Origin of the sequence: Exiguobacterium sp. UBA3491 (assembly GCF_002377745.1) — a bacterium.
In the GTDB taxonomy this organism is placed as follows: Bacteria; Bacillota; Bacilli; order Exiguobacteriales; family Exiguobacteriaceae; genus Exiguobacterium_A.
On sequence record NZ_DFQK01000032.1, the window covers coordinates 170891 to 194578 of the forward strand.

The 23688-nt window shown below is 46.6% G+C and carries 24 protein-coding genes and 1 pseudogene; 9 read left to right on the forward strand and 16 right to left on the reverse strand.

The features are described 5' to 3' along the window. Positions 1 to 25 precede the first annotated feature (25 nt). Positions 26 to 823 (forward strand): SDR family NAD(P)-dependent oxidoreductase, encoded by a 798-nt coding sequence (locus B4F99_RS13315; RefSeq protein ID WP_290758805.1) that lies wholly within the window; start codon positions 26 to 28, stop codon positions 821 to 823. 36 nt (positions 824 to 859) lie between these two features. Here B4F99_RS13315 and B4F99_RS13320 read toward each other — a convergent pair whose 3' ends face one another. Beyond that, on the reverse strand, positions 860 to 2107 hold the full coding sequence (locus B4F99_RS13320; RefSeq protein WP_290758808.1) for a polysaccharide deacetylase family protein: 1248 nt from the start codon (positions 2105 to 2107) through the stop codon (positions 860 to 862). 193 nt (positions 2108 to 2300) lie between these two features. Between B4F99_RS13320 and B4F99_RS13325 the strand changes: the two genes are divergently transcribed. Then, positions 2301 to 3716, forward strand: a complete 1416-nt coding sequence (locus B4F99_RS13325) for an NAD-dependent succinate-semialdehyde dehydrogenase (RefSeq protein WP_290758811.1) — start codon at positions 2301 to 2303, stop codon at positions 3714 to 3716. A gap of 157 nt (positions 3717 to 3873) precedes the next feature. Next, entirely contained in the window at positions 3874 to 4329 is a 456-nt protein-coding gene (locus B4F99_RS13330) for an NUDIX hydrolase (RefSeq protein ID WP_290758814.1), read from the forward strand. A 12-nt stretch (positions 4330 to 4341) separates the two neighbouring features. Here the strand turns inward: B4F99_RS13330 and B4F99_RS13335 are convergent, their stop codons facing one another. Beyond that, a complete protein-coding gene (locus B4F99_RS13335; protein WP_035407609.1) occupies positions 4342 to 4761 on the reverse strand; it encodes a carboxymuconolactone decarboxylase family protein in 420 nt (139 codons plus the stop codon). Between the two features lie 119 nt (positions 4762 to 4880). Between B4F99_RS13335 and B4F99_RS13340 the strand changes: the two genes are divergently transcribed. Beyond that, entirely contained in the window at positions 4881 to 5312 is a 432-nt protein-coding gene (locus B4F99_RS13340) for an Lrp/AsnC family transcriptional regulator (RefSeq protein WP_290758818.1), read from the forward strand. A 52-nt stretch (positions 5313 to 5364) separates the two neighbouring features. Here the strand turns inward: B4F99_RS13340 and B4F99_RS13345 are convergent, their stop codons facing one another. Together B4F99_RS13345 and B4F99_RS13350 are read right to left on the reverse strand one after the other, a co-directional pair. Further along, a complete protein-coding gene (locus tag B4F99_RS13345) occupies positions 5365 to 7380 on the reverse strand; it encodes a Na+/H+ antiporter (protein WP_290758821.1) in 2016 nt (671 codons plus the stop codon). Positions 7381 to 7436: 56 nt separating this feature from the next. Further along, positions 7437 to 8345 (reverse strand): helix-turn-helix transcriptional regulator, encoded by a 909-nt coding sequence (locus B4F99_RS13350; RefSeq protein ID WP_290758824.1) that lies wholly within the window; start codon positions 8343 to 8345, stop codon positions 7437 to 7439. Positions 8346 to 8428: 83 nt separating this feature from the next. On the opposite strand from B4F99_RS13350, the gene B4F99_RS13355 reads away from it, so the two are divergent. After that, positions 8429 to 8953, forward strand: a complete 525-nt coding sequence (locus tag B4F99_RS13355; RefSeq protein WP_290758827.1) for a dihydrofolate reductase family protein — start codon at positions 8429 to 8431, stop codon at positions 8951 to 8953. Positions 8954 to 9002: 49 nt separating this feature from the next. Here B4F99_RS13355 and B4F99_RS13360 read toward each other — a convergent pair whose 3' ends face one another. The 3 genes from B4F99_RS13360 to B4F99_RS13370 are packed head-to-tail and all read right to left on the reverse strand — an operon-like array spanning position 9003 to position 11153. Beyond that, positions 9003 to 10223 carry a cation:proton antiporter gene (locus B4F99_RS13360; RefSeq protein WP_023468483.1) on the reverse strand — a complete coding sequence of 407 codons (1221 nt, stop codon included), beginning with the start codon at positions 10221 to 10223 and terminating at the stop codon, positions 9003 to 9005. 3 nt (positions 10224 to 10226) lie between these two features. After that, entirely contained in the window at positions 10227 to 10727 is a 501-nt protein-coding gene (locus B4F99_RS13365; protein WP_023468484.1) for a cation:proton antiporter regulatory subunit, read from the reverse strand. Positions 10728 to 10751: 24 nt separating this feature from the next. After that, entirely contained in the window at positions 10752 to 11153 is a 402-nt protein-coding gene (locus tag B4F99_RS13370; RefSeq protein ID WP_290758830.1) for an AbrB/MazE/SpoVT family DNA-binding domain-containing protein, read from the reverse strand. Positions 11154 to 11217: 64 nt separating this feature from the next. Here B4F99_RS13370 and B4F99_RS13375 point away from each other — a divergent pair, with 64 nt between their 5' ends. Beyond that, the gene (locus B4F99_RS13375) at positions 11218 to 11523 is read left to right on the forward strand and encodes a hypothetical protein (protein ID WP_290758833.1); all 306 of its coding nucleotides are present in this window, start codon (positions 11218 to 11220) and stop codon (positions 11521 to 11523) included. On the opposite strand, the gene B4F99_RS13380 is transcribed toward B4F99_RS13375, so the two are convergent. Together B4F99_RS13380 and B4F99_RS13385 are read right to left on the reverse strand one after the other, a co-directional pair. Continuing rightward, a complete protein-coding gene (locus tag B4F99_RS13380) occupies positions 11506 to 12084 on the reverse strand; it encodes a hypothetical protein (RefSeq protein WP_290758836.1) in 579 nt (192 codons plus the stop codon). The two genes, B4F99_RS13375 and B4F99_RS13380, sit on opposite strands and share 18 nt — an antisense overlap. 48 nt (positions 12085 to 12132) lie before the next feature. Beyond that, positions 12133 to 12702 carry a GNAT family N-acetyltransferase gene (locus B4F99_RS13385; protein WP_290758839.1) on the reverse strand — a complete coding sequence of 190 codons (570 nt, stop codon included), beginning with the start codon at positions 12700 to 12702 and terminating at the stop codon, positions 12133 to 12135. Between the two features lie 130 nt (positions 12703 to 12832). Between B4F99_RS13385 and B4F99_RS13390 the strand changes: the two genes are divergently transcribed. Beyond that, positions 12833 to 14044: an MFS transporter gene (locus tag B4F99_RS13390; protein ID WP_290758841.1), complete on the forward strand. Its 1212-nt coding sequence runs from the start codon at positions 12833 to 12835 to the stop codon at positions 14042 to 14044. A gap of 16 nt (positions 14045 to 14060) precedes the next feature. On the opposite strand, the gene B4F99_RS13395 is transcribed toward B4F99_RS13390, so the two are convergent. The 3 genes and pseudogenes from B4F99_RS13395 to B4F99_RS13405 all read right to left on the reverse strand — a co-directional run bounded on the left by B4F99_RS13395 (position 14061) and on the right by B4F99_RS13405 (position 18096). Then, positions 14061 to 14618, reverse strand: coding sequence for a DUF402 domain-containing protein (locus tag B4F99_RS13395; RefSeq protein ID WP_290758844.1), 558 nt, complete (start codon positions 14616 to 14618; stop codon positions 14061 to 14063). Between the two features lie 105 nt (positions 14619 to 14723). Beyond that, positions 14724 to 16181, reverse strand: a complete 1458-nt coding sequence (bglA, locus tag B4F99_RS13400; protein ID WP_290758847.1) for a 6-phospho-beta-glucosidase BglA — start codon at positions 16179 to 16181, stop codon at positions 14724 to 14726. Positions 16182 to 16205: 24 nt separating this feature from the next. Continuing rightward, positions 16206 to 18096: pseudogene (locus B4F99_RS13405) on the reverse strand (beta-glucoside-specific PTS transporter subunit IIABC). Positions 18097 to 18261: 165 nt separating this feature from the next. Between B4F99_RS13405 and B4F99_RS13410 the strand changes: the two are divergent. Next, on the forward strand, positions 18262 to 18972 hold the full coding sequence (locus B4F99_RS13410; protein WP_290758850.1) for a GntR family transcriptional regulator: 711 nt from the start codon (positions 18262 to 18264) through the stop codon (positions 18970 to 18972). Between the two features lie 478 nt (positions 18973 to 19450). Here B4F99_RS13410 and B4F99_RS13415 read toward each other — a convergent pair whose 3' ends face one another. Continuing rightward, positions 19451 to 19792, reverse strand: coding sequence for a hypothetical protein (locus tag B4F99_RS13415; RefSeq protein ID WP_214854171.1), 342 nt, complete (start codon positions 19790 to 19792; stop codon positions 19451 to 19453). A 321-nt stretch (positions 19793 to 20113) separates the two neighbouring features. Here B4F99_RS13415 and B4F99_RS13420 point away from each other — a divergent pair, with 321 nt between their 5' ends. Next, the gene (locus tag B4F99_RS13420) at positions 20114 to 21499 is read left to right on the forward strand and encodes an MFS transporter (protein ID WP_290758855.1); all 1386 of its coding nucleotides are present in this window, start codon (positions 20114 to 20116) and stop codon (positions 21497 to 21499) included. Between the two features lie 128 nt (positions 21500 to 21627). Here B4F99_RS13420 and B4F99_RS13425 read toward each other — a convergent pair whose 3' ends face one another. From B4F99_RS13425 to B4F99_RS13435, 3 genes are read right to left on the reverse strand one after another with little or no spacing between them, the layout of a single operon-like run. After that, positions 21628 to 22173, reverse strand: coding sequence for an HAD hydrolase-like protein (locus tag B4F99_RS13425; RefSeq protein ID WP_313532991.1), 546 nt, complete (start codon positions 22171 to 22173; stop codon positions 21628 to 21630). Beyond that, on the reverse strand, positions 22170 to 22664 hold the full coding sequence (locus B4F99_RS13430; protein WP_255998115.1) for an AAA family ATPase: 495 nt from the start codon (positions 22662 to 22664) through the stop codon (positions 22170 to 22172). The genes B4F99_RS13425 and B4F99_RS13430 overlap by 4 nt, the downstream gene beginning before the upstream one ends. Next, positions 22661 to 23473, reverse strand: a complete 813-nt coding sequence (locus B4F99_RS13435) for an MBL fold metallo-hydrolase (protein ID WP_290758858.1) — start codon at positions 23471 to 23473, stop codon at positions 22661 to 22663. Before B4F99_RS13435 ends, B4F99_RS13430 begins: the two co-directional genes overlap by 4 nt. Positions 23474 to 23688: the final 215 nt, after the last annotated feature.

Consider the following 23688-nt stretch of genomic DNA (forward strand, 5'->3'; position numbering starts at 1 on the left):
TCTCGTATCTGAAAGGAGTTTCATCATGTCAAAACGGATTGCACTCGTCGCTGGCGCCTCGCGTGGTGCCGGACGTGGCATCGCTTATGCCTTGGGTGACGCTGGAACGATCGTCTACGTCACGGGACGGAGTACGAATGAACAGACAACGGACAACCGTAGAGAGACGATCGAAGAGACAGCTGCTGGTGTCACAGCACGCGGCGGACTTGGCATTCCCGTCGTTTGTGACCATACGAATCAAATGGACATCGATCGTCTGATTCAGCAGATTCAGCACCAACATGGTCGAATCGATCTCCTCGTCAATTGTGTGTTCGGTGGTTCGGAAAGCCACTTACCGTCTGGAACTGGACGACGGTTTTGGGAGCGAGCACCGGAACATTGGGACGCGATGATGTCTGCCGGACCAAAAGCGTATTTGTGGACGATTCGGGCTGCGATGCCATTACTGCAACAAAGTCCAGCTGCGCTCGTCATCAATTTGACGTCATTCACTCCAGATCAGGTGGCCGGAAATCTCTATTATGATTTGGCGATGCAAACGATTAATCGAATGACACACGTCATGGCGCAGGAGTTAGCTCAGACGACCATTTCTGTCATCGCGCTCTGCCCCGGTTTCATGCGAACAGAACGAGTCGTCGATGCTGGATTCGCGAGTGCCGCGACTGAATCGACGACCTATATCGGACGAGCAGTCTCAGCACTGATTTCAGATAACGATGTTAGCCACTATTCCGGGCAAGCGGTTTTCGTCGCTGATCTTGCAAAGACGTATCACTTTACGGATCAGGACGGGACGCAGCCACTACCGTTTTAATTGCTTTATTCGATGGATTAACTAGTTTTCAATCACTTACTTCCGTTCCGGTCGCGCTGGATCAAAGACCTTTTTCGCATCAAAGAATGGATCGAGGACACTCGTCTTTCCAGCAACGGCTTGACGTAAACGAATCCCATCAACGTTGATTCGAGCTTGGCGGAAGTAGTCGGGTCCAACTTGTTTCCACGCATGTTGACTCGCATCGACATTGAAGAAATAACGGAACCCGCTATCAATGAGCAAACGATATTTCTCACCCGAATACTCATGCCAATCCCCGACATCACTGCCGTACGGATAAATCAATTGCGTCGTTTTTCCGATCAGCGGTGCAACGTCTTGTTTGTAGCGTTTAAGATCCGCGCGAATCGTCGCGACTGATTCTTTTCCGACCCAAATATGTCCGTACGTATGACTCGCGAACTGCCAGCCGTCGTCTTTTAATGCGACGGCGGTCTGTTTCGCTTGTTTTCGTGCCGTTTCAACCTGTTTATTATGCCCGTATTGGTTGTAGGAGGAACGATACCCGAGCACCCCGTTATAACCTGTGATACCGAGCAACCCCTTTGCTCCTTTATAGGAAAAGTCAGGATGGGACTGGACGAACGCATCGACGATTGGTACGAGATCATAGGCACCATCCGGCTTTCCAACCATCGCGTTGACAATTTTGCCATCCTTTACTTTTAAATTCTTCGCAAATCCATCGCCTTTCATGTATTCGTAATAATTGACGTCATCTTGCGAGAGCACGAGCGGGTGTTTTCCTTTTGGTAAACGGACAGGTGTTTCAACGATTTTCCCGTTCATCTCTTTTGCTAAGTCTGTTGGTCGGACGAGTACGTAATCGTTTTTATACAACGCAGCTAAAATCCGTTCGAATTCCTGTTGCGTCACCATGTAATCATCGTACCCCGATTCCTTCCGGTCACCGTCAAATGCTTGTTTTGGATCAGCAATCAGTGAATGGAAAAAGAGATGCGGCACAGGTTTTGCCACAGGCAGAAGTGCCTGCTTTTTCTGTTCGTATTCTTCCGTTTTCAGATTCGTCTCTTTTGTACGAACGGGTTGTAACACCTTGATCGCCCGGTCATAATCGTACTGGGCAGCGTAACGATCCGCTCGCTGCATCGTCTTTTCTATGTAGGCTTGTTGTGAAGCTTGTCTTTTTTGCTGTGTCTTTTTTGGTTTTTCCGACTTTATCTCTTTGACTTCCCTTTCCCCACATCCACTTAGCAGTAGGCTCAGCGCCACACCACAAATAACCCAGTTTCGTTTCATGACTTCGACCCCTTTATCAATTTTGACATTTTCATTCCCCATTTATTGTAACTGTTCCCGATTATTCAGTCGATTAACTATTTTGTTGAGTCATTCCGTTTCGTTATGACGGTCCATCCAAAGCGGAACTTCCGCTCATTCGTTTTGAGGTGTTTAATGGAGGACGTAATGAAATTCACGGAGGTGCAACAAGATGATTGAAAAGAACTTAATTAATGGTGAATGGTACGACACAACAGAAACGATCCCGGTCTACGACCCAGCAACGAAAGTATTGCTCGGACATGTTCCTGCAAGTTCAGCGGAAGACGCACAACGTTCCGTTGATGCAGCGAGCGAAGCATTCGTCAAGTGGTCAAACGAAACTGCAGACACACGTGCGAATTTAGTCGACGCCTGGTATCGCTTGATTAATGAAAACCGTGAGGAACTCGCCCGGATCATGACGACAGAACAAGGGAAACCGTACGTCGAAGCACTCGGTGAAGTCGATTACGGCAATCAATACGTCCGTTGGTACGCTGAAGAAGCACGCCGGATTTACGGTGAAACGATTCCGGCTTCTGTTCCAGGAAAACGACTCTTCGTCGAAAAAGAACCAGTCGGTGTCGTCGCAGCGATCACACCATGGAACTTCCCGGCAGCGATGATCACACGTAAACTTGCTCCTGCTCTTGCAGCGGGTTGTACGATCGTTCTTAAACCATCGGAAGAAACACCGTTTACGGCACTTCGCCTCGTTGAACTAGCAGAAGAAGCTGGTATCCCTAAAGGGGTCATCAACGTCCTAACAGGTGACGCGGCAACGATTAGTGGCGTCTGGCAAGCCGATTCCCGTGTCCGGAAGATCACGTTCACAGGTTCTACAGCCGTCGGAAAACTGATCATGCGTCAAGCTGCCGATACGATGAAAAAATTGTCACTTGAACTCGGTGGTCACGCACCTTTCATCGTCACGGAAAATGCGGATCTCGATAAAGCCGTTGAAGGCGCGATGCGCTCGAAATTCCGAAACGGTGGACAAGCGTGTGTCGCGACGAACCGCTTCTACGTGCAAGCATCTGTTCTCGATGAGTTTACGGAAAAATTCACAGCTGCCGTCAAACAATTACAAGTCGGAAACGGAATGGACGCTGACTCGACAGTTGGTCCATTAATCAATGCGAAAGCCGTCGCAAAAGTCAAAGCACACATCGATGACGCTGTCGCAAAAGGAGCAACGATCCTGACTGGTGGTACGATTGACGAATCTGTCGGCTACTTCGTCACTCCAACCGTGCTTGCAAATGTCACTGAAGATATGCTCTGCATGCAGGAAGAGACGTTTGGTCCGCTCGCACCGATCTCTGTCTTTGAGACGCTTGATGAAGTCATCGAACGGGCGAACAATACACCTTACGGACTGGCAGCTTACGCGTTTTCTGAACGCATCGATGAAGCATTGATGCTCGGAAAACGACTCGAATACGGGATTGTCGGTCTGAACGATGGAGCACCATCTGCTGCACAAGCTCCATTTGGTGGCTATAAAGAGAGTGGTCTTGGCCGTGAAGGTGGCGTCTACGGCATCGAAGATTATCTCGAAGTCAAATACTTGTCGCTCGGTTAATCCATCAGACGTTTCGTTTGAAACGAACGATCTTTATTCATAGGTAACCCCTCATTTCTTGAGCGAAATGAGGGGTTTTTATATGACGCATGCTTACATACCAATTGGTAAGGTATGATTGAATTCAAATGATTATACGAAAAGGAGTGATTAAACAATGGATGTTATCACCTTCGGGCAGAGAGAACAGAACCAACACTACATCACGAGACCTGCTGTTTATGCGGTCATGCGTGACTCTCAAACAGGTAAAATCGCCGTCATTCAAAAAAGGGACGGTAAGTTGTTTCTTCCAGGTGGCGGTATCGAGGACTATGAGATGCATGAAGACTGTCTTAAAAGAGAGGTACTAGAAGAAACAGGGATGGACGTCGAAATCGGTGATTTCATCGGACGAGCCAATCAACATTTCTATTCACAAAATGAAACGGCATATTATTTGAACGAAGGGCAATTCTATCGTTGCGATGCTGGGCAGAAAGTACAAGATCCGATCGAGGATGATCATGTCTTACGATGGATCGACCCGGCTGATGCAATCAAACATTTATTTCATGAACATCAAAGATGGGCTGTTCAGAATGCACTAAAGAAAAACTATGCAAGTGTGTAGAAAAAAGTAAAATCAGGGACTATCAATTGGCTGTAAATTCATGATAGCTCCGTAGTATTGAGATGCTGTGCAAAAAGTAATGAATGCACATAACTCACTGATTTCTGGAATAGTAAATGTTTCATTCATGAGTAAAAATATTGAATCAGGGATATTTCCTTTCACCTTTAAAAAAAGATCTGCAAATCCAGTTGCTAAAATCATTTTTTCATCCATCATTTTTTTCTTCGGCTTTCCTTTTGCCTTGCAATATGCACATCCATTTGATTGCGCTAATGTTCTTCTAACTTGTTCTTTCACATCCGAACTTAAGGCTCCCTCTTCAATCAAATCTTTTTCTAGCCTTGTCCAACTGGATAAGATTTTAGGATTATGACCTAATAATTTTTGAAATGGTGTTTCTCCTATTTGGGATAAAGGTATTTTTGTCATTTTATTCACTCCTTCTACAATAATTTTATATAATGATTAAAAATTATCACATTTCATTTGAAACAAATATCGAACTAATACTTTATATCCAACAACTTATTTTGAAGGAGGATTTACATTTGAAAATCGATATGATTGATCGACAAATATTAAATGAACTGGCTCAAGATAGTCGACTGTCGATGCGTTCATTAGCTAAACGAATTAATTTATCAGCTCCTTCAGTAACAGAAAGAGTCCGCCAAATGGAATCTTATGGACTCATAAAACGATATGGTTTAACAATAAATTACGAAAAGTTAGGTTCCCCTATTGAATGCTTAGTAGAAGCAACCATTAAAGAAGGGCGCTATGATAGATTCAAAAAGTACATACAGCAACTTTCGAACGTTGACTTTTGCTATCGAATTTCTGGTGATTCTTGCTTCATGCTAAAGTTACATTTCCAAACGTTCCAAGAGACGGAATTTTTTATTGAACAAATCCATCCATATGCTCATACGGTTACTCGCTTTATTTTTTCAGAAGTAGATACTCGAGTCACTTTATAAAAAAAGACAAGAAGAGCATTCAAAGATTGCTCTTCTTGTCTTTTGATAAATATTATTCAACGTATTCGTAGAGAACGACGCTCTCGATGTAGTGAATGAAGCGGCGTAACTCCTTCTCCTCTTCCTTCGAGAGATCGCCTTCTTTTGACATATTGGCGATTTCAAGACGCTGAACTTCGATTGCTTTTAAGCAAAGTTCTTCTTTTTGTTGATCGACGTCCTTGCCACCGATTGGTGACGACCAGCGCGTATGTTTGAAGCGGAGTCGCTTATAGAACTCAAGCACACTTTGAACGACGTCTGGCGGATAAGACGTGCGGCAATTCTCGAGACGTTCGATGACTGTGCCCATCACCTTTTCATATAGTTCATGCTCGACTTGCGTCATTTGAATCAACGCGTCAGATGACATGTTCGATCGTTTCCGTTTCCACCAGAGTTTACGAATCGGTTGGACGATCTGGAAGCGCGAATCTTTGCCGATCGCCTTACGACGGTTTTCGATTGAGCGGAAGACATCCTTCTTCAATAAATCCGGTACCTTATGCTCAGCAACGAAGCGTTTCGATTCTTCCTTCTCCCACTGAACCGCTTCAAGACGTAGGGCTTTTAATTGATCATTGAACTGGTTTAGTTCTTCCTGACTCTTCTCCTGCGCTCGCAATAACCGAAGCATGACATGATATTCATTAAGGAGATCAAACGCAACGACTGCATTGTCTTCGTCCGTCACTTGTTTGATTTCTGAGATTGCCCGGCGAATCATCCGTTGTTTTTGAGCGTTCAAGTCGAGTGCGATTGGTGTTGACGCTTCGCCCCGGTTCAAGACCGGTAAAAGAATCGTCGCGAGAACGAGCGTATAGATGATGACACCCGCTGCAAGGAAGATGATCAACGAGCGTTCCGGGAAGGCTTCGCCGGACTCCGTCAAGAATGGTAATGATAACACCCCGACCATCGTGATCGTTCCGCGAACACCGACCAGTGTCGTAATCAAATCTTGCTTAAAGGACGGTCGACGGTGTTCCCGGTCCTCTTTTTTGAAAAACCGATGATCAAACCAGTTGAAGAACATCGTCCAGACGAGACGGATCGCGAGAATGAATGAACCGATTTCGATGACATATAACATGAGACGCCAGTTGTTGATCGCGTCATCTGCGAAAATCTCGCGTGTCGCTTCTGGCAACGTCAAACCAAGCAATAAGAAAATGATCCCGTTTAGCGTATACGCAATCATCGTCCAGATGTTATCTGTCAACGTCTGCTCTTGCGCAAAGAACGTTTCTGTTCGTTCTTTGATCAAGGCATGCAAGATACCACCCGTGACGACGGCGATGACGCCTGACGCGTGAAACCCTTCTTCGGCGATGAAGAAGATGATGAACGGCGTCAAAATTTGCAGCAAGGCATAAAAGACAACGTCTTCAATGCCGGCGCGACGCAAACGAACCTTGAGAAAGTTCATGGCGAGTGAGATCGTCAATCCGATCACCGCTCCGACGATGAACATGTAGAAGAACTCAGTCGTCGCACTTTGAAGCGAGAAGTACCCCGTGACAACAGCGGCAACCGCGTAACTGAATGCAACTAATCCCGATGCATCATTAATCAGCGATTCTCCGCGAACGAGCGTCAGAATCTGTTCTGGAATCTGGACACGTTTCGCGATCCCGTTGACGGCAATCGGATCCGTCGGCGATAAAATTGCAGCCAAAGCAAACGCAGCAGCGACTGGAATGACCGGAATCAACCAGTTGATGAAGTACCCTCCGACGATCGTCGTCAACAAGACGAGGATGATTGCGTTCCCGAAGATCGCTGTCCGCATCCGCCATAAATCTTCTCGTGGGAAGTGAGAACTATCGTTATAAAGTAATGGCGCAATGAATAAGAGGAGGAACCACTCGGATTCGACCTCGATCGTCAAACCACTCATTAGGAGAGCGGCGACGGTTCCGGCAATGATTTGAATCAATGCCGTTGGGATGAAACGGATGTAATGTCCGATGACTTGCGTCAATAAGATGAGGGCAAGCATCAATAAAATCAATGATAGTGTTTCCATGGAAGACCCCTTCCTCTATTGTTTCTTTCTACCTATATCCTAACATAGTTTTTTAATCAATCCTGTCCGAGCGCCTTATCGGACCGCTGCACAGCAATCATTTCTGCTGCTTGACGAATCAAATGCTCCCTAAGTTCGAGTGGTTCAAGGACTCGCACTTCCGGACCGAGCCGCATCAATTGGCGTCCGAGATACGGCAGTTCGGTTTCCGGAACCAACCATGTTCGTTCCGACTGAATTGGTAAAATCCCCTCTAGCAACCGTTCGCCTAATGGTGATACTTCCAGTTTCACCGTCGTCATCGGTACACGTGTCATATCTTGTTCCAAATCTGAAAAAGTTAACTCGGTTGCTGGCAACTCATGAAGCGTCACGTCTTTGATCCGATCAACACGGAACTGGCGATACCCTCGATTCGTCTGTCCATAGAAGTACCAGCGATTCTGTTCGAACGATAAACCAATCGGATCTACGACGATCATGCGTCGTCCTTTTGTCGTCTCATAGAGAATATTCCCCATCCGTCCGCTCTCTAACAAGTCGAGTAACGCAGGATTTTGCGGCGACGGTGGTGTATCAACCGCTTGAAAGCGAAAGCGGTCTTTCCATTTTACGATCTGTTGCTCCGTCATTTTCGGTAACTCGTTCGCATAGCGTTCAGCGACTTCCTGACGAATCGTTCCGAATGGAAAATCAGGAATCTGACTAATCCATTCCAGAAGGATGAAGAAGACAATCGTCTCTTCATCCGTCAAAACGAGTGGCGGCATGTTCCGATGTGGCAACATCCGGTACCCCCCTGCTACGCCAGGTTCGCTATAGATTGGATAACCATTTGCTTCAAGTACCGTCATGTCTCGTTGAATCGTCCGGATCGACACCTGACATTCTTCCGCGAGCATCCGTGCAGAGAAGTGTTCGCCCCGGTTTAACAAGCGTACTAAACGCCATTGTCTCGTATTCATACAGTTCCTCCTATAATGGCGACATCTTTTGTCGTCATTATACGCTAAGATGAAGTCACACGATGCAAAAGGAGGAATTATGGATGTCACAACCTACGACCGTTCTTTATATCGCTTGTAGTCTTGATGGGAAAATTGCCAGACTCGATGGTTCACTTGATTGGTTATTTGCCGTTGCCGGAGACGGGGATAATGGTTATCAAGCGTTCTATGATCAAGTCGGTGCCGTCATCATGGGACGAAAAACATATGATGAAGTCCTACAACTCAGCGAGACATACCCTTACGCAGATATTCCGAGTTATATCTATAGCCGGACGCAACGAACGTCTGAGACGGTCACCTATACGGATGAACCGCTCGATCAACTGCTTGACCGGATTTCGCCAACGATCGAAGGTAACGTTTGGCTGATCGGTGGTGGCGAGTTGATTCAAGAAGCGTTGCGCTTAAAGCGCATCCGCTCGCTTGAACTGGCGATCGCCCCTGTCATCCTTGGAACAGGTATCCCGCTGTTTCCGGAAGGGACGAATGAAACGAATCTTCGTTTGACAGCGAGTCGCCATTCGGGACAATTCCTGATGGCGACGTATGAAGTCTTGACTTAAACAACAACAACCGGTTCGGGAAAGCGAACCGGTTGTTCGTTTATATCAGTCAGGCATTTTTCTTCGTCTTTTTCGCTTTTGGTTCCGTCCACTTGAAGATTTTATTCATGACGTTGTAAATCCGTTTTGATTCCTTCGTCATCAATGGTCCGAGAATGGCGAGAATCAAGACATATAAAGCAGAGAATGGTGACAAGATATCCATCAATCCACCGGCGATTCCGAGATTCGCGACGATGATCGAGAACTCTCCGCGCGAGACGATCGTCAAGCCGATGTTCGAAGATGCTTTGTGTGACAAACCTGCTTTACGCCCCGCAATCATACCAGCCACGTAGTTCCCGATGATCGTGATGACGACGGCACCGAGTGCGAGCCAGACGGCGTCAAGTAACATCGTCGGATCGATACTTAATCCGAAACTGAAGAAGAAGATCGCACCGAAGAAATCACGGAATGGTACGACGAGATGTTCGATCCGCTCTCCTTGATCGGTTTCCGAGAAGACGAGACCGAGTAACAACGCCCCGATTGCTTCTGCAACATGAATCGTTTCCGAGAATCCGGCGATGAAGAACAAGGCAGCAAAGACGACGATGATGAAGACTTCATCCGAGGCAATCTTCAGCATCTTATTCAAAAGCGGTGTTGCCTTCCGAGCGACGATGAAGAACAACAACATATAGCCGAGGGCGATCAAGATCGATGTGAGGGATGCGAGTAATGTCGTCCCACCACCGAGAAGCAGTCCCGATAAGACCGACAAGTAGACAGCGAGGAAAATGTCCTCGAACATGATGATTCCAAGAATCAGCTCCGTCTCCGTGTTACCGGTCCGGCGGAGATCAACGAGGACTTTCGCCACGATCGCACTCGAGGAGATCGTAATGATTCCGGCGATGACGAGTACTTCATAGAGTGGGAATCCGGCGATGAATCCGTATAAGAGACCACCGGTAAAGTTAATCGATAAATAAATCGTTCCACTCGTGACAATCGATTTTCCGGACCGGATCAACTTACCGATCGAAAACTCGAGTCCTAGATAGAATAAGAGGAACAGGACACCGATTCGTCCGAGGAAACTGATGAACTCAGCACTTTCAATGAACTTGAAGTCTAGTATCCCGATTGTCGGAGCGTGCGGTCCAACAATCATCCCGAGAATGATTAGAAACGGGATGATCGAGAAATTGAGTCTGTTCGCGAGCACTGCCGCGATCGCCACTAAGATAAGCGCGGTACCGACTTCAAATATGAGATGATCCATATATTATCCGCCTCCTTCGATTGAGAATAATGCTTTCGTGATGTGACGGACGTTTTGACGTTCTCCTGACAGGACAATCGTGTCACCGGCTTCAAGGCGCGTTTCCGGTCCTGGATTGAGCGATTTTGAACGGTCATGCTTGAGCACCGCAATGATCGAGATGTCATATTGGTTACGGACATCGAGTTCACCGATCGTTCGATTGTTGACCTTTGAATCTTGACCGACTTTAAACCACTCGATGACGAGATCATCAAACGCCAGTTCGATTTTCTCAAGATCCTTCGGCTTATAGGATAATCCCCCGAGAATTCCTGCCATCTGACGGGCTTCTGCGTCATTGAACGTCACGCTCGAGATGCTCTCATCAAAATCATCGTCATCGTAGTGATGCATCTCGCGTCGTCCATCATCATGGACGATGACGACCACCTTATCTCCTCGTGTCGTGATGCCTTCGAACTTCCGTCCGATTCCTGGTAAATCTACTTCGCGCATATCCATCTGTTATTTCCTCCTTTTTATTTTTTACAAATGATGATTCGCTTTGTGGATGAGCGTCTTGAACGTCTCATCGCTCAATATATCTTGAAGGTCATGCAGCTGTTTCAAATCCGCTTTCGCCATGATGACAAACCCGTCCTCCTCAATGAATGCTACGCGATCTCCTTCCTCCACTTGCAAGGCCTGCCGAATTTTTTTGGGGATGGTGATCTGTCCTTTTGACGTTAACTTTGATAGCTCCATCACGAACTTCCTTCTTTCTGTGTTTTTTCTTGTATTCCTTACTTCCTTACTTTTCTTATTTCCAATATAGCATACATTTAAACTTATTCCGAGTATTTTGCTTTGAATTAAATTAAAAAATCGATTTTCTTTTTGTTCAACCATATTCATACGATTATTTTCAAGACATCTTACAATAAACATAGAAGAACGCATCCTAGTCTAAATGGATGCGTTCTTTGTCTTATTGTTATTTGGAGGTGATTTTATGTCGCAATTATTTTTAATTGCGTTTGTAATCTATATTTTATCGTTGAACGTGGCAGCGATCTACCTTGTCTATAAACGAATCGTACCAGCTGTAGTCGCCGGCTTAACAATTCTCTTCTTGATTCCAACCGTCAGTTGGACCGTCATGGTACTTTTTGTATTCGCTTTATTCGTTACACCAGTCATGGATTGGTTTGAAGGTTTAGAAAGTTTGATTAACTTGATGTGGATTGGTCTGCTGAACGGATGTTGCTACATCTTATTCGGAACCGTTAGATGGATCATTTCAATGATTCGGAGATGATTCTTTGGCTGGATTAATCTTTAGCCCTTTTTCACCTAGGTGATGGATGGACCGTTCAATCGCTGTTTCGATGTATCCGTCCAATTGATGCGGCAACAAGATATCATATTCTTGTGGCAGAACGGTTCGTCGATCTTCCTCTACTTCTCTAATGAAATGCGGAAGTGCTTTCCATCTCGACTGCACACTGACTTCATGAAGCGCTCCGTTGATCGCTTGTTCATTCCAGTTCACGAACGGAGCAATGCGTGTACTGTACCGCCTAAAGTCATCATGATATCTTGAACCGATTGAGGCGTCGGCTATGATCGCTTGCCGCAACCAGGTCATATAAAAGCCGCGTAACCAAATATCGTCCGCTATCAGATGGACGTAATAGCCACTTCGAAAAGATGGATCCCAAGACGTCGAGTCTCTCCAAAATGCTTCGTAGTCAATTGTTCGTGTCCCGTTCGCTAATTCACCCGTATAATAGTGGGCTTGCTCCTTCTCGTCATAGCGCGCATCAGGAGCGATCGTACCGAGAAGAAATCGAGCGGGGTCTAGTTCCGGTAGTAACATAATCAATCATTGTCCGATATAGGCATGCATTAGCCGTGAACCCATCTCTTACCTTCCTTCATAATCACTACGTGTGATCGCATAAATCTTTAAATCCCAGAAACGCTCTTTAACGTACAAAGCACTCCGAGAGACGCCTTCAAATGTCATGCCGATCTTTTCCATGACACGAGCTGATCCGTCATTCGCAACAAAACAGCGTGCTTGAATACGTTCAAGACCGAGCGTCTCGAAACCGTACTGCACAAGACGCGCTGCTGCTTCCGGTATCAAACCCTTTCCCCAGTAGTCGCGCGACAGCGCATAACCGAGTTCTGCTTGATGTTGCTCAAACGAGACTTTAATGAAATCAATCGTTCCGATGACCCGTCCGCTCGTTTTGTCTTCGATTGCCCATGGTGCCGGATTCCCTAGTTCGTATTGGCGAAGGATGTGTTCGACGAATTGTTCAGAATCCGTAAGGCTTTTATGCGCATGCCAGCTGACATATCTTGCTGTCTCTTCATCTTTCGTATAGGCATAGATATCTGCTGCATCTTCCGTGCGAACTGGTCGCAAACGGAGCCGTTCCGTTTCAAGTATAGGCAAAGCTTGATATAAATCGATGGTCGTTAACATGATCGAACCCTTCTTCCTTTCATTTTTTCCAAGTATACCCACTCTTTCTTAAAAAGTATAGAGATATATGAAAACGTTATCTGAATTTTCTGGTATACTATTGGAAAATGATGTAAGAAAGGATGCTGTGATGTCTTCTCGTGAACGGACGCTTCTAAGTGCTCTCGGTATCTCGCAGTTTGGCGACTTCATTTATCTCGTTGCGATCAACGTTCATATTTATCGCTTAACCGGCTCCGCATCCGCTGTTGCTGCGCTGTGGATCATCAGTCCAGTCGTCTCTCTCGTCATCAAGTCGTTCGCAGGAAGTTGGGTCGACCGATCCGACTTACGTCGACTGTTGATTCAGACTGATTTGTTGCGTGTTTTCTTAATCGGTATCATGCCATTTCTACCATTATCGTTGCTTTACATCGATTTGATTGCCTTAGCTATCATCAAAGCGGTCGTTGAACCGGCAACGTTGACCTACATCACGACGCTTGTTCCGCAAAACGATCGGACGTCGTTTAATGCCTATCGTAGTCTGATCACGTCTGGTGCCTTTTTAGTTGGTCCTGCTCTCGCTGGAGGACTGCTCTATGTTGCTTCTGCCGACGTTGCCATTTGCCTCAACGCTGTCTCGTTTCTTGGTTCAGCCGTCCTGCTGATGCGCTTGCCGCGTATTACCGCTTCAGTCGAACGAGGGATGCGGCTGCAAGACATCATATCCGATTGGCAGCTTGTCTATCAGTTCAGCAAAAGCGCACGCTACGTGACGGGATTATATATCCTCGCGATGCTAATGATGATTGCGACGCTTGCACTCGATACGCAAGAAGTCATCTTTTTACAGCGAAGCATCGGCTTATCGGAAACCGACTACGGCTTACTCATGAGCCTGACGGGGATTGGTTCTGTTGCCGGTAGCTGGATCGTTGCTCGTTTCGCTAAAACCCTTTCCGTTCGGACGATGCTGACGATTGGCTATACGTTTGTCGCTATCAGTTATATGCTGTACGCAAGTGCAAATTCGTTTTCAATCGTCTGTACTGGTTTCTTGTTGCTCGGAGGTTTCCACGCATTTGCAGGAACCGGTTTTCTGACGTTCCAACAGACGAATATTCCGCTTCATTTGATGGGACGCTTTACGAGTCTTTACGGTGTCGGCGTCAGTCTGCTACAGATTCTAGCGATCGTCAGCATTGGTCTACTCGGCGATATTTGGTCGATTCGCTTCAGTACGATTCTATTTGCCTGCCTCCTCGTGATCGTGACAATCTGTTTTCTCGGATTGGTTCTCCTCCCGCACAAGCAACAGTATTTTACAACGGACGAAGTTGAAGCAGAACGACACGCCTAAAAAACAGGGAACCCCGTCAACGCGGTGTTCCCTGCTTGAGTTGCTGCTCTAACTGCCTTTTCATCACTTCTGCATGCGCGACTAGCGGAAAAGGCCCGTCTTGTAGTTGGTTCTGGAGTTGCTTTGCTTCTGCCCAAGCGAGCGCATAGTCTGCTTGTGAGACTGTCTCTTGCTCCTGCGCTGCTTCCAGTTCGTCCGCATCGACTAATAAGACTTCTCCTGATGGCAAAACGATCAGATCGAGAAACAGATCCTCCCAGTAGACTCGTCCGTCCTCCACTCCGGTACGAAGACAAATATCGATATAGGTTTGTACCAACTGACCTGTGGCGTCAAACATCGAGGTCACGGCATGATGAGCATCGCTTGGGAATTGTTGTACCCAGACGTAACCAGCGTCAGCGATTCGAATCGTTTCGTCACCATAACGGACATCTAACGGTGAAGCGACTTCAATCAGTTGAAGAAGTGTCACATGTCCGTTAAACACTTCGTTTTCTACTTGTTCATGAACATAGTGTCGTTGTGTGATGCGACGCCAGTCATGTCGATCGGCATAGCGTTTTTTGATCATTTACCGGTCCCCCGTTTTTTCCTTAGTGTGCCATACCCCACTACTTTTTCATTCTAATTCTTAAAAAAAAGAGGCAACGGATTTTTTCCGTTACCCCTTACATCATCATTTGGCCGTCTCTGAACCGTATAACGCAGCACCGTTCGTCTCGATGACGTGACGATACCAGTCAAACGAATCCTTCTTCATCCGTTCCATTGATCCGTTGCCCTCGTTATCCCGGTCGACGTAAATCATACCGTAGCGCTTTTTCATCTCTCCTGTCGTAAAAGAGACAATGTCGATGACGCCCCACGGCGTGTAGCCGATCAATTCGACGCCATCTTCGAGCACGGCTGCTTTGAACGCTTCGATATGCGCACGCAAGTAATCGATTCGCGCCGTGTCATGAATCTGACCATCCTCGATCGTATCAATCGCACCAAAGCCGTTCTCGACGATGAACAACGGAATCTGATAGCGGTCGTACAGACGATTCATCGCATAGCGCAGACCAACCGGATCAATCGCCCAGCCCCAGTCGCTCGACTGGATATATGGGTTCTCGACACCATTCGCGAGACCACCGTTGACGATGTTGCCCGTGTTATTAACGACAGCATCATGTTTGACGGTTGTCGACATGTAGTAACTGAATCCGAGATAGTCGACCGTACCGTTTCGCAAGATTTCTGAGTCACCGTCTAGGATCGGAATATCATACCCTTCCCGTTTGAACTCATTCAACGCATAAGACGGATAGTAGCCGCGGACTTGGACGTCCGGGAAGAAATAGCGCTGACGCATCGATGTCTCAGCAAGTAGAATATCTTCCGGATGCGATGAGTACGGATAGATCGGTACGTGCGAAACCATTGCTCCGATTTCGAAGTCCGGGTTGATCGCTTTCCCTTTCGCGACGGCAAGTGCACTCGCTAGCAATTCATGGTGTCCCGTTTGATACATGACTTCCATCGCGTTCTCATTCGGGTCAAGGAGGACACCGGAATTCGTCCAGAGGAATAATGGATTGCTGACGTCCATCTTGTTGTTAATCTCATTGAACGTCATCCAGTACTTGACCTTGTCTTTGTAACGCGTGAAACAGACTTCCGCGAATTTTTCGAAGAACAGTGCTACTTTCCGGTTGCGGAATCCACCGTATTCACGTGCGAGGTGGAGCGGCATCTCAAAGTGCGACAGCGTGATGATCGGTTCGATGCCGTATTTCAGTAATTCGTCGAAAACGTCATCATAAAACTTCAGTCCTTCTTCGTTCGGTTCTGCCTCGTCTCCGTTCGGGAAAATCCGACTCCACCCGATTGACGTCCGGAGACATTTCAGTCCCATCTCAGCGAACAGGGCGATGTCCTCTTTATAACGGTGATAAGAATCAATCGCCTCGTGATTCGGATAGAATTCATTCTCCTCTACCTGATCCGTGATGCGCCGTGCTACACCGTGTGCTCCTGCCGTCAATACATCAACGACGCTCGGTCCTTTTCCGCCAGCATTCCAGCCGCCTTCGAATTGATGCGCTGCTAACGCACCGCCCCATAGGAAATCATTTGGTAATGTCTTCATCTTCATGTCCTCCTTCTATTTCTCTTACTTGATGATCGTCAAGATCTGTGTGTTTGCCGTCGTGACCGTCTCGTCCGTCGGTAGGATTTGTGCATAACTCTGCGTGTTCATGATAATGATTGGCGTGATCGTCTCGAGTCCATTCGCTTCAATCGCTGTCGCATCAAACGTTACGAGGAGCTCGCCTGTCGTCACGGATTCGCCTTCTTTGACGTGAAGCGTAAACGGTTTACCGTCGAGCGTCACGGTCTCAAGACCGATATGGATCAAAACTTCGACACCACTCGTCGAGCGTAATCCGATCGCGTGACCTGATGGGGCGACCATGACGACAGTACCGTCAAACGGAGCCGTGACCCGGTTGTTCGTCGGACGAATCGCTACCCCTTGTCCCATCGCACCGGAAGCAAATACAGGATCCGGTACATCTAATAAAGCAACAATCGTTCCTTCAAGTGGTGCGCGAAGCGTCTCTTCATTTGTCAGAGTTGCGCTGACTTCCTGTTTTGCAACTGGTGTCGCTGTACTTTCAGGTGCTACGACCGGAGCAGCCTGCTCCCCGAAACCGAACACTTGAATCAAAACGATCGGTAGAATCAAGGCAATCGCCGTTCCAATCAATAAGCCGATGATCGACGATGGATAGTCGGAATCGATGCCGTTGACGAGCGTCAATGGTCCCGGTAATCCGGCGTAGGCAAAGTAATACGGTTTAAAGAAACTTGCCGTGACAGCGCCGATTGCTCCCGAGATACAGCCATAGATAAACGGTTTTTTAAAACGGAGCGTCACCCCATAGATGGCTGGTTCCGTGATACCGAAGATGCCCGTCAGTCCGGCTGAGACCCCGACTTTTTTCGTTTCTTTGTTACGTGCTTTCAAGATGACCCCGATGACAGCACCGATTTGGGCGATGACGGCAATCGTTTGATAGGCTTGGAACGAGTCGCGACCATATTGCTCGAAGTTTGCGAGCACCATCGGCGTGACACCCCAGTGGACACCGAAGATAACGATGACTTGCCAGAAGCCACCGATGATGAGACCAGCTACCGCAGGAGCATTCTCCGCTAAGTAGTTATACCCGTTTGCGATCCCTTCTGCACCAAGTGTCGTGATCGGTCCGATCAAGAGAATCGTAAGCGGCACCATCAATACCATACTGAAGAATGGAACGAACAACGGACGAATGACTTCATGAATCGTCTTGTTCAGGAATCGCTCGACATAGGACAAAATCCAGACGAGGAATAATGGCGGTAAGACCGATGACGTATACGTTGTACCGGATAAAGCGATTCCTAGGAACGTGATGGATTCACCAGCCGTGATGCGTGCTGCGATATCTGCCCATGTTGGACTGACAAGTGCCGCAATACAGGCGACCGCGATGAAGGCGTTGACCTTAAAATGATTCGCTGCCGTGATGGCAATGAAAATCGGCAAGAACGTAAATGGTGCCCATGAGATGAAGCTGAAGACTTCATAAGTACCTGTCTTCGCGAATGCCGGAAGCAAGTGTCGCTAAAATCAATGTTCCCTGCAGAATCCCTGCTGCAGCTAAAATATAAACGAACGGTGCAAAAACGGCTGACATCGTCGCTATGATTCGGTTAAGGACCGTCCCTTTCGGTGCCTCTTCCGTGTCCGGTTGCTCTAGATCGACGAGTTTCACAAATTCTTGATGGACTTCTCCAACGTGTTGACCAATGACGATTTGAAATTGCCCGCCAGACTCAACGACCGTAATGACGCCAGGTAATGCACTGACCGTTTCTTTGGCTACTGGATCTGAACGTTTTAAGACAAGACGAAGTCGTGTAGCGCATCGAACAGCACTGATGATATTCTCTTCTCCTCCAACCGCTTCTAAAATCGCGTGCGCCAGTTTTTGATAATCGCGAACCTTGCCCATATGGTGTACCTCCCCTGAATATGACGCGTTGAATACCCTTTTATTTTAATTGTACATGCACAATTGTTCAATACATAAATAATTAAATTTACCATGTTATTAATCAAGAAATGGCTTATGCTATACTGAAGAAAGAAAAAAGTTCGCAAGAAAAGAAGGTGTCCTATGCTGAAATACCAACAGACAGCCGATGAAATCGAACGGTACATAGAACAACATCAGTTGAAACAAGGGGACAAACTCCCGATTCTCGAAGAGTTGATCCGGCAGTTCGCTGTCAGTAAGACGACGATGACAAAATCACTTGAGTTACTTGAACGAAAAGGAATCATCTTTCAAGTCCGTGGAAGCGGGATTTTTGTCCGGAAGACGAATCGGACTGGCTACATTCGCCTGTTCTCGACCCAAGGATTCAAGCAGAATCTCGTCGGTCATACGATCGAGTCGACCGTTCTCGCACTCGAATCAATTGCTGCAACCGATAACATCGCGAAGAATCTCGGGATCGAGGCAGGTGAGACGATTTATTACGTCAAGCGAATCCGCTACATCGACGGCAAGATCCTCTGTCTCGAAGAGTCTTACTATCGTCAATCGATTGTTCCGTACTTAAATCGTGAAATCGTCGAGCAGTCGATCTTCGAATACTTAGAGACGGCACTCCAATTGAATATTGGGTTCTCGGATATGTATATGCACGTCGGGAAGTTAAGCGCTGAGTCGGCTCGTCATCTGGGGCTCACCGAGGGCGATCCTGGATTAACGATTGAGACAGTATTTCATTTGACGAACGGTCGTCCGTTCGACTATTCCGTCATCACATACCACTATGAACATTCACAATTCGTCGTTCAGGCAAACGGACTATATCTTTAACAAACGAAAAAAGTAAAAAAGCGAAGTCTGATGATCGTCTTCATTTTACTGAAGACGTTGCATCGGATTTCGCTTTTTCTTTTAAGAAACTAACTAAAATTAATATACAAAACGGATAAATCGCTAAAACGACAATCAATAATAAGCCAAGAACTGGGCTCGGAAAATCAGTAGGATACATGACTGGGAACCACTGACTCAATGCATACGACATGAAGACAAAATACGGTATCCAACTAAAGGAAAACGACCAAGTAAGTCGACTTCGAACTATTATCCCCTGCATCAGACGAATAGGTGTAAAGAATAGGATCATACACACCGTGATCAATAGAAAATCCATTAGGTAAAAAAACTGATATGATGTTCCCGTTATGCGGATAATACGTTCAATGTTTAATGTCATCTCAACAGGAAGAAAGAGAATCAAAGCGAAAAACAGACTCCATCCGTTCCATTTTACAAATAATCGCATGCTTTAAATACCGATCTCTTCTTTACTCGAATTTTCGAGATACAGTTCCCCATCAAACGTCGTCAAGGCAATCACTTTCCTATCTTTTTCATACCATGCCGTCGCTCCTTCACGATCGAGCTCTTTCCAACCGGCTTGGCGAATCCGAGTTCCATAGAGTAGACCCGGTCCATCGGTTTCCGAGACAAGACGCGTTTTGATTTTCCACTCGCCTTGTTTTTCAACTGCCGTAGCAAATCGTGGCACTGGAAAACTGGATACCTTCGATTCTTGAAATCCAGCATACCAACCACCGACGACTACAATGAGCCCAAGACATATAATGGCGATCCATCTCTTTTTCATAAGCATTCTCCTTTACTTTCCACCCTCATTTTAAAATTACCAAAATATAGTTTTATTTCCCTCATCCTAAAGACGGATTACTGATTTTTTCGTTGTGAAAACACATGAAAATTATTTCGAATTTATGAAAACACCCAAAAAATTTTCAATTTTTTTCATAAAAAATGCACACCTTTGTTCGTCCTTAGAGTCGCAACGGTTTGACAACTCCAGGCACAGAGCCATTTTCAATCATTTTCAAGTGGTTAAGCACATTAGCAACTTGACTTCATTTCCTGCTATGGTACGATACGAACTTATTAAAGGGAGTGAACAGAACTTATGAAATTCAGAAAAGAAAAAGTCAATGTCGTTGACATGAAGCAAACCAAAAAAAGTGTCTACGCGACCGGAATTGGGAATGCGATGGAATGGTTCGATTTTGGTCTTTATTCCTATCTCGCAATCATCATCAGTCAAAACTTCTTTAGCGCTGTTGAAAATGATGAACTGAAGCTCGTCTTTACATTTGCGACCTTTGCGATCGCTTTTTTAATGCGACCAATCGGCGGAATCGTCTTTGGACGAATTGGAGATCGACTCGGGCGGAAGGTCGTCTTAACGACGACGATCGTCATGATGGCTGGTTCGACGCTCATCATTGGACTATTACCGACCTATGATCAAATCGGAATTTGGGCACCGATTCTGTTATTGTTAGCCCGTATTTTACAAGGATTCTCGACTGGCGGTGAATACGCCGGTGCAATGGTCTACATCGCTGAGTCATCACCAGATAACAAACGAAGTGCTCTCGGAAGTGGACTTGAAATCGGTACACTCGGTGGATATATTCTCGCCTCATTACTTGCTACAACACTTTTCGTCACCTTATCGGATGATCAAATGGCATCTTGGGGATGGCGAATTCCCTTCATTCTTGGGGCACCACTCGGTTTATTTGGTCTCTATTTACGTCGTCACTTGGATGAATCACCGATCTTCGAAAATGAGATCAATGAAAATACAGAAGAACCCGCGACATTCCGCGAAATCCTGCGTGACCACAAACGTGATATCATCGTTTGTTTCATCGCTGTCGCCTTCTTCAACATTACGAACTATATGCTCTTGTCCTACATGCCATCGTACCTCGATGAAGTCATCGGTATGTCAAGTTCGACAAGTACGATTCTAATTACTGGTGTCATGGTGATCATGATTCCGCTCGCTTACTTCTTCGGGAAGCTTAGTGACAAAAAAGGCAATCGCAATATTGTTCTTTTCGCGTTAGCCGGACTATCGTTGCTTTCAATCCTGTCGTTCTTCTTGATTGGTCTTAAACCACTCTTGTTCGTCGGAATCGGAATCTTCATCCTCGGATTCTTCTTGGCGATCTTTGAAGGAACGATGCCTAGTCTGCTACCAAGTATCTTCTATACGGATATCCGCTACCGGACACTATCCGTGACGTTCAATGTCTCTGTCTCGATCTTCGGTGGAACGACGCCACTCGTTTCGACATGGCTCGTTCATACGACACAAAACCCGCTCGCTCCTGCTTTCTATCTAACAGCAGTCAGCGTCATCGGCTTCGTCACGTTCTTCTTCTTCTTTAAGAATACAGCTGGTAAGGCACTGAAAGGGTCGCATCCGACTGTATCGAGTGAAAAAGAAGTCGCGTCGATCGCGAAGAAACCAGACGATGCTCTCTGGTGGGCAGAATAATCGCTATAAGTAAGAGCCGTCTTCCACAGAAGACGGCTCTTTTTAATAAACAGCACTCAACTCTTTTACGACGCGGTCCGCGACTGCGAGTTCCTGCTCTTGCGCAAAATCGAACTGACAACCGATTGCTACCAGTCCGTTCGCATGCCCGCTTTGAAATCAGATAAGCGGTCACCGACAACGTAGCCTGACGAGATGTCGTGCGTCTTACAAATCTCCCGTACGAGTGCTGATTTATCACCGGAACGGATGTCTTCGATACTATAGACATGATCGATATAGGCTTCGAGTCCATACGTCGTCACGATCGCTGACAAGTAGGACGGCCACCCATTACTAGCGATATAAATGGAGTGACGCGCTTGTTTCAAACGACTTAGCAACTCGACCGTTCCTGGATATAGGCACCCATGCCCCGCCTTGACTGCCTGCTCTATGCTTCGTCGAAACTTTTGATCCGCAGCCTGTTGGTCTGTGGCTGAAAAGTCCGGCAGTAACGTCTGCCAGACTTCCGGTAACGAGACGCCCATGATCTGCTGATAGAGGGCGACTGGTGTCTCTCCCTCCCAGCGCCCCGTCTGACGCAACTCATGAAAGACATCTTCTAACGTATGCGCAAGCACAGCATTCGTTTGAAACAACGTTCCATCCATGTCAAAAATGTAGTGTGTCATTCGCTCTCCCCTTTTTGCTCTTGTTTTATTTTCTGAATCATGGCTTCTATCGATGTATCCTCAGCAATCAGACGATCCGTCGGGCGGTGATCCCTATCAATCCACCAGCGTTTCATATCCGTCTCAGAAAACTCCGTCGGCTGGCGCATCGCATGGCGACGAATGGTTTCTTCGAATGAGACGTCAAAATAATACGCCGCGTAACGTGACGTAAAGCGACGTTCCAACCGGTCAATCATCTCACCGTACCAGTCCTGTGCAAGAATGCCTTCCAGCAGAATCGTCGCATGGCGTCCGTCAGCAAGTCCAACCAACTCCTCGATCCAGCGAATCGCCGGATTTCCTGGTCCATCTTTTACGTTCAACATCTCCCTGCGGATAACATCTTGTGAAAACAAGATGCTATCCGGTAAAACCGATCGTAATGCTTTGGCAAGCGTCGTTTTTCCACTACCAGAATTCCCACGAATGACGATCAAGCGCGACTTCATGTCGTGAACCACTCCCCGTTCAAGGCAGCAATGTACCGCTCTGCAGAGCGTGCTACTGCTTCAGACGCGCCGGTTTCGATTTTCCGATGAAAGGCGTCATATAATTTTTCAAAGTGAAGCGGACGTAACGTTTCTGCCATTCGCGCGACCGTCTTTGCCGGAAGCGGAATCACATTCGGATAACTGTACATGAAACTGACCCATGCCCGATCGGCAACGATTCGAATGATGTCTCCTGTCAACAAAAGTCCTGCTGACGCATCTTTTCGTTCACAGATGACTGCTCCTTTGAAGTGACCGCCGATGCGATGTAACATCAAATCTTCCGCCAATTCCAAGCGTTCACCACTCCAAAAGACGATGCGTTCGCTTGGTCGCGTCACGAACGACGCATCATCTTCATGAATATAGATCGGCACGTCAAAAGTCTCCGCCCATTCGACTTGTGTCGCGTAATAATGCGGATGTGATAAAGCAATCGCCTGAATCCCGCCTAATTCGTCAAGTTGCTCTTTCGTTGTAGAATCAAGATATGTAATGCAGTCCCATAACAGGTTGAACGATTTTCCTTGGACAAGATATGCCGTTTGACCGATGCCGAATGCTGGTGTCGTCTGAATCGAATAGACACCTGCTCCGTCGTCCGTAATGATATTTTGGTACGTTCCTGACGCTTGCATGGCAGCGAGTGTCGTCCATGTTTGACCGGTTGGATTGACATACTGTCGCTCCTCTAAACAAATCAAACACGTTTCGCGATGCGGATTGATTTGTTCGACTCCACACGTCGTACAGATGATGGTTTCCATATCATCATTCCTTTCCAATTCGTAAATGATTTTCCTGATATATTATAACATATTCCAATTATAGGGATTGAATCTAGGGATTAAGATGCGCTCACCGAAATGAACATGTATGAAGAATGAGATTATTATACCGATTTCGCCTCCTCTCATTGCGCGCTGGCTTACTTTATTCCTAAGGCAACGTCTTGATGCTCTGCATAGGGTAAGACAAAAGC

Excerpts from the sequence above, each read along its gene's own strand:
- B4F99_RS13315 (WP_290758805.1), top strand. The coding sequence starts at position 26 with ATGTCAAAACGGATTGCACTCGTCGCTGGCGCCTCGCGTGGTGCCGGA.
- B4F99_RS13320 (WP_290758808.1), bottom strand. The coding sequence starts at position 2,107 with ATGAAACGAAACTGGGTTATTTGTGGTGTGGCGCTGAGCCTACTGCTA.
- B4F99_RS13325 (WP_290758811.1), top strand. The coding sequence starts at position 2,301 with ATGATTGAAAAGAACTTAATTAATGGTGAATGGTACGACACAACAGAA.
- B4F99_RS13330 (WP_290758814.1), top strand. The coding sequence starts at position 3,874 with ATGGATGTTATCACCTTCGGGCAGAGAGAACAGAACCAACACTACATC.
- B4F99_RS13335 (WP_035407609.1), bottom strand. The coding sequence starts at position 4,761 with ATGACAAAAATACCTTTATCCCAAATAGGAGAAACACCATTTCAAAAA.
- B4F99_RS13345 (WP_290758821.1), bottom strand. The coding sequence starts at position 7,380 with ATGGAAACACTATCATTGATTTTATTGATGCTTGCCCTCATCTTATTG.
- B4F99_RS13350 (WP_290758824.1), bottom strand. The coding sequence starts at position 8,345 with ATGAATACGAGACAATGGCGTTTAGTACGCTTGTTAAACCGGGGCGAA.
- B4F99_RS13355 (WP_290758827.1), top strand. The coding sequence starts at position 8,429 with ATGTCACAACCTACGACCGTTCTTTATATCGCTTGTAGTCTTGATGGG.
- B4F99_RS13360 (WP_023468483.1), bottom strand. The coding sequence starts at position 10,223 with ATGGATCATCTCATATTTGAAGTCGGTACCGCGCTTATCTTAGTGGCG.
- B4F99_RS13365 (WP_023468484.1), bottom strand. The coding sequence starts at position 10,727 with ATGGATATGCGCGAAGTAGATTTACCAGGAATCGGACGGAAGTTCGAA.
- B4F99_RS13370 (WP_290758830.1), bottom strand. The coding sequence starts at position 11,153 with ATGTTTATTGTAAGATGTCTTGAAAATAATCGTATGAATATGGTTGAA.
- B4F99_RS13375 (WP_290758833.1), top strand. The coding sequence starts at position 11,218 with ATGTCGCAATTATTTTTAATTGCGTTTGTAATCTATATTTTATCGTTG.
- B4F99_RS13380 (WP_290758836.1), bottom strand. The coding sequence starts at position 12,084 with ATGTTACTACCGGAACTAGACCCCGCTCGATTTCTTCTCGGTACGATC.
- B4F99_RS13385 (WP_290758839.1), bottom strand. The coding sequence starts at position 12,702 with ATGTTAACGACCATCGATTTATATCAAGCTTTGCCTATACTTGAAACG.
- B4F99_RS13390 (WP_290758841.1), top strand. The coding sequence starts at position 12,833 with ATGTCTTCTCGTGAACGGACGCTTCTAAGTGCTCTCGGTATCTCGCAG.
- B4F99_RS13395 (WP_290758844.1), bottom strand. The coding sequence starts at position 14,618 with ATGATCAAAAAACGCTATGCCGATCGACATGACTGGCGTCGCATCACA.
- bglA (WP_290758847.1), bottom strand. The coding sequence starts at position 16,181 with ATGAAGACATTACCAAATGATTTCCTATGGGGCGGTGCGTTAGCAGCG.
- B4F99_RS13410 (WP_290758850.1), top strand. The coding sequence starts at position 18,262 with ATGCTGAAATACCAACAGACAGCCGATGAAATCGAACGGTACATAGAA.
- B4F99_RS13415 (WP_214854171.1), bottom strand. The coding sequence starts at position 19,792 with ATGAAAAAGAGATGGATCGCCATTATATGTCTTGGGCTCATTGTAGTC.
- B4F99_RS13420 (WP_290758855.1), top strand. The coding sequence starts at position 20,114 with ATGAAATTCAGAAAAGAAAAAGTCAATGTCGTTGACATGAAGCAAACC.
- B4F99_RS13425 (WP_313532991.1), bottom strand. The coding sequence starts at position 22,173 with ATGACACACTACATTTTTGACATGGATGGAACGTTGTTTCAAACGAAT.
- B4F99_RS13430 (WP_255998115.1), bottom strand. The coding sequence starts at position 22,664 with ATGAAGTCGCGCTTGATCGTCATTCGTGGGAATTCTGGTAGTGGAAAA.
- B4F99_RS13435 (WP_290758858.1), bottom strand. The coding sequence starts at position 23,473 with ATGGAAACCATCATCTGTACGACGTGTGGAGTCGAACAAATCAATCCG.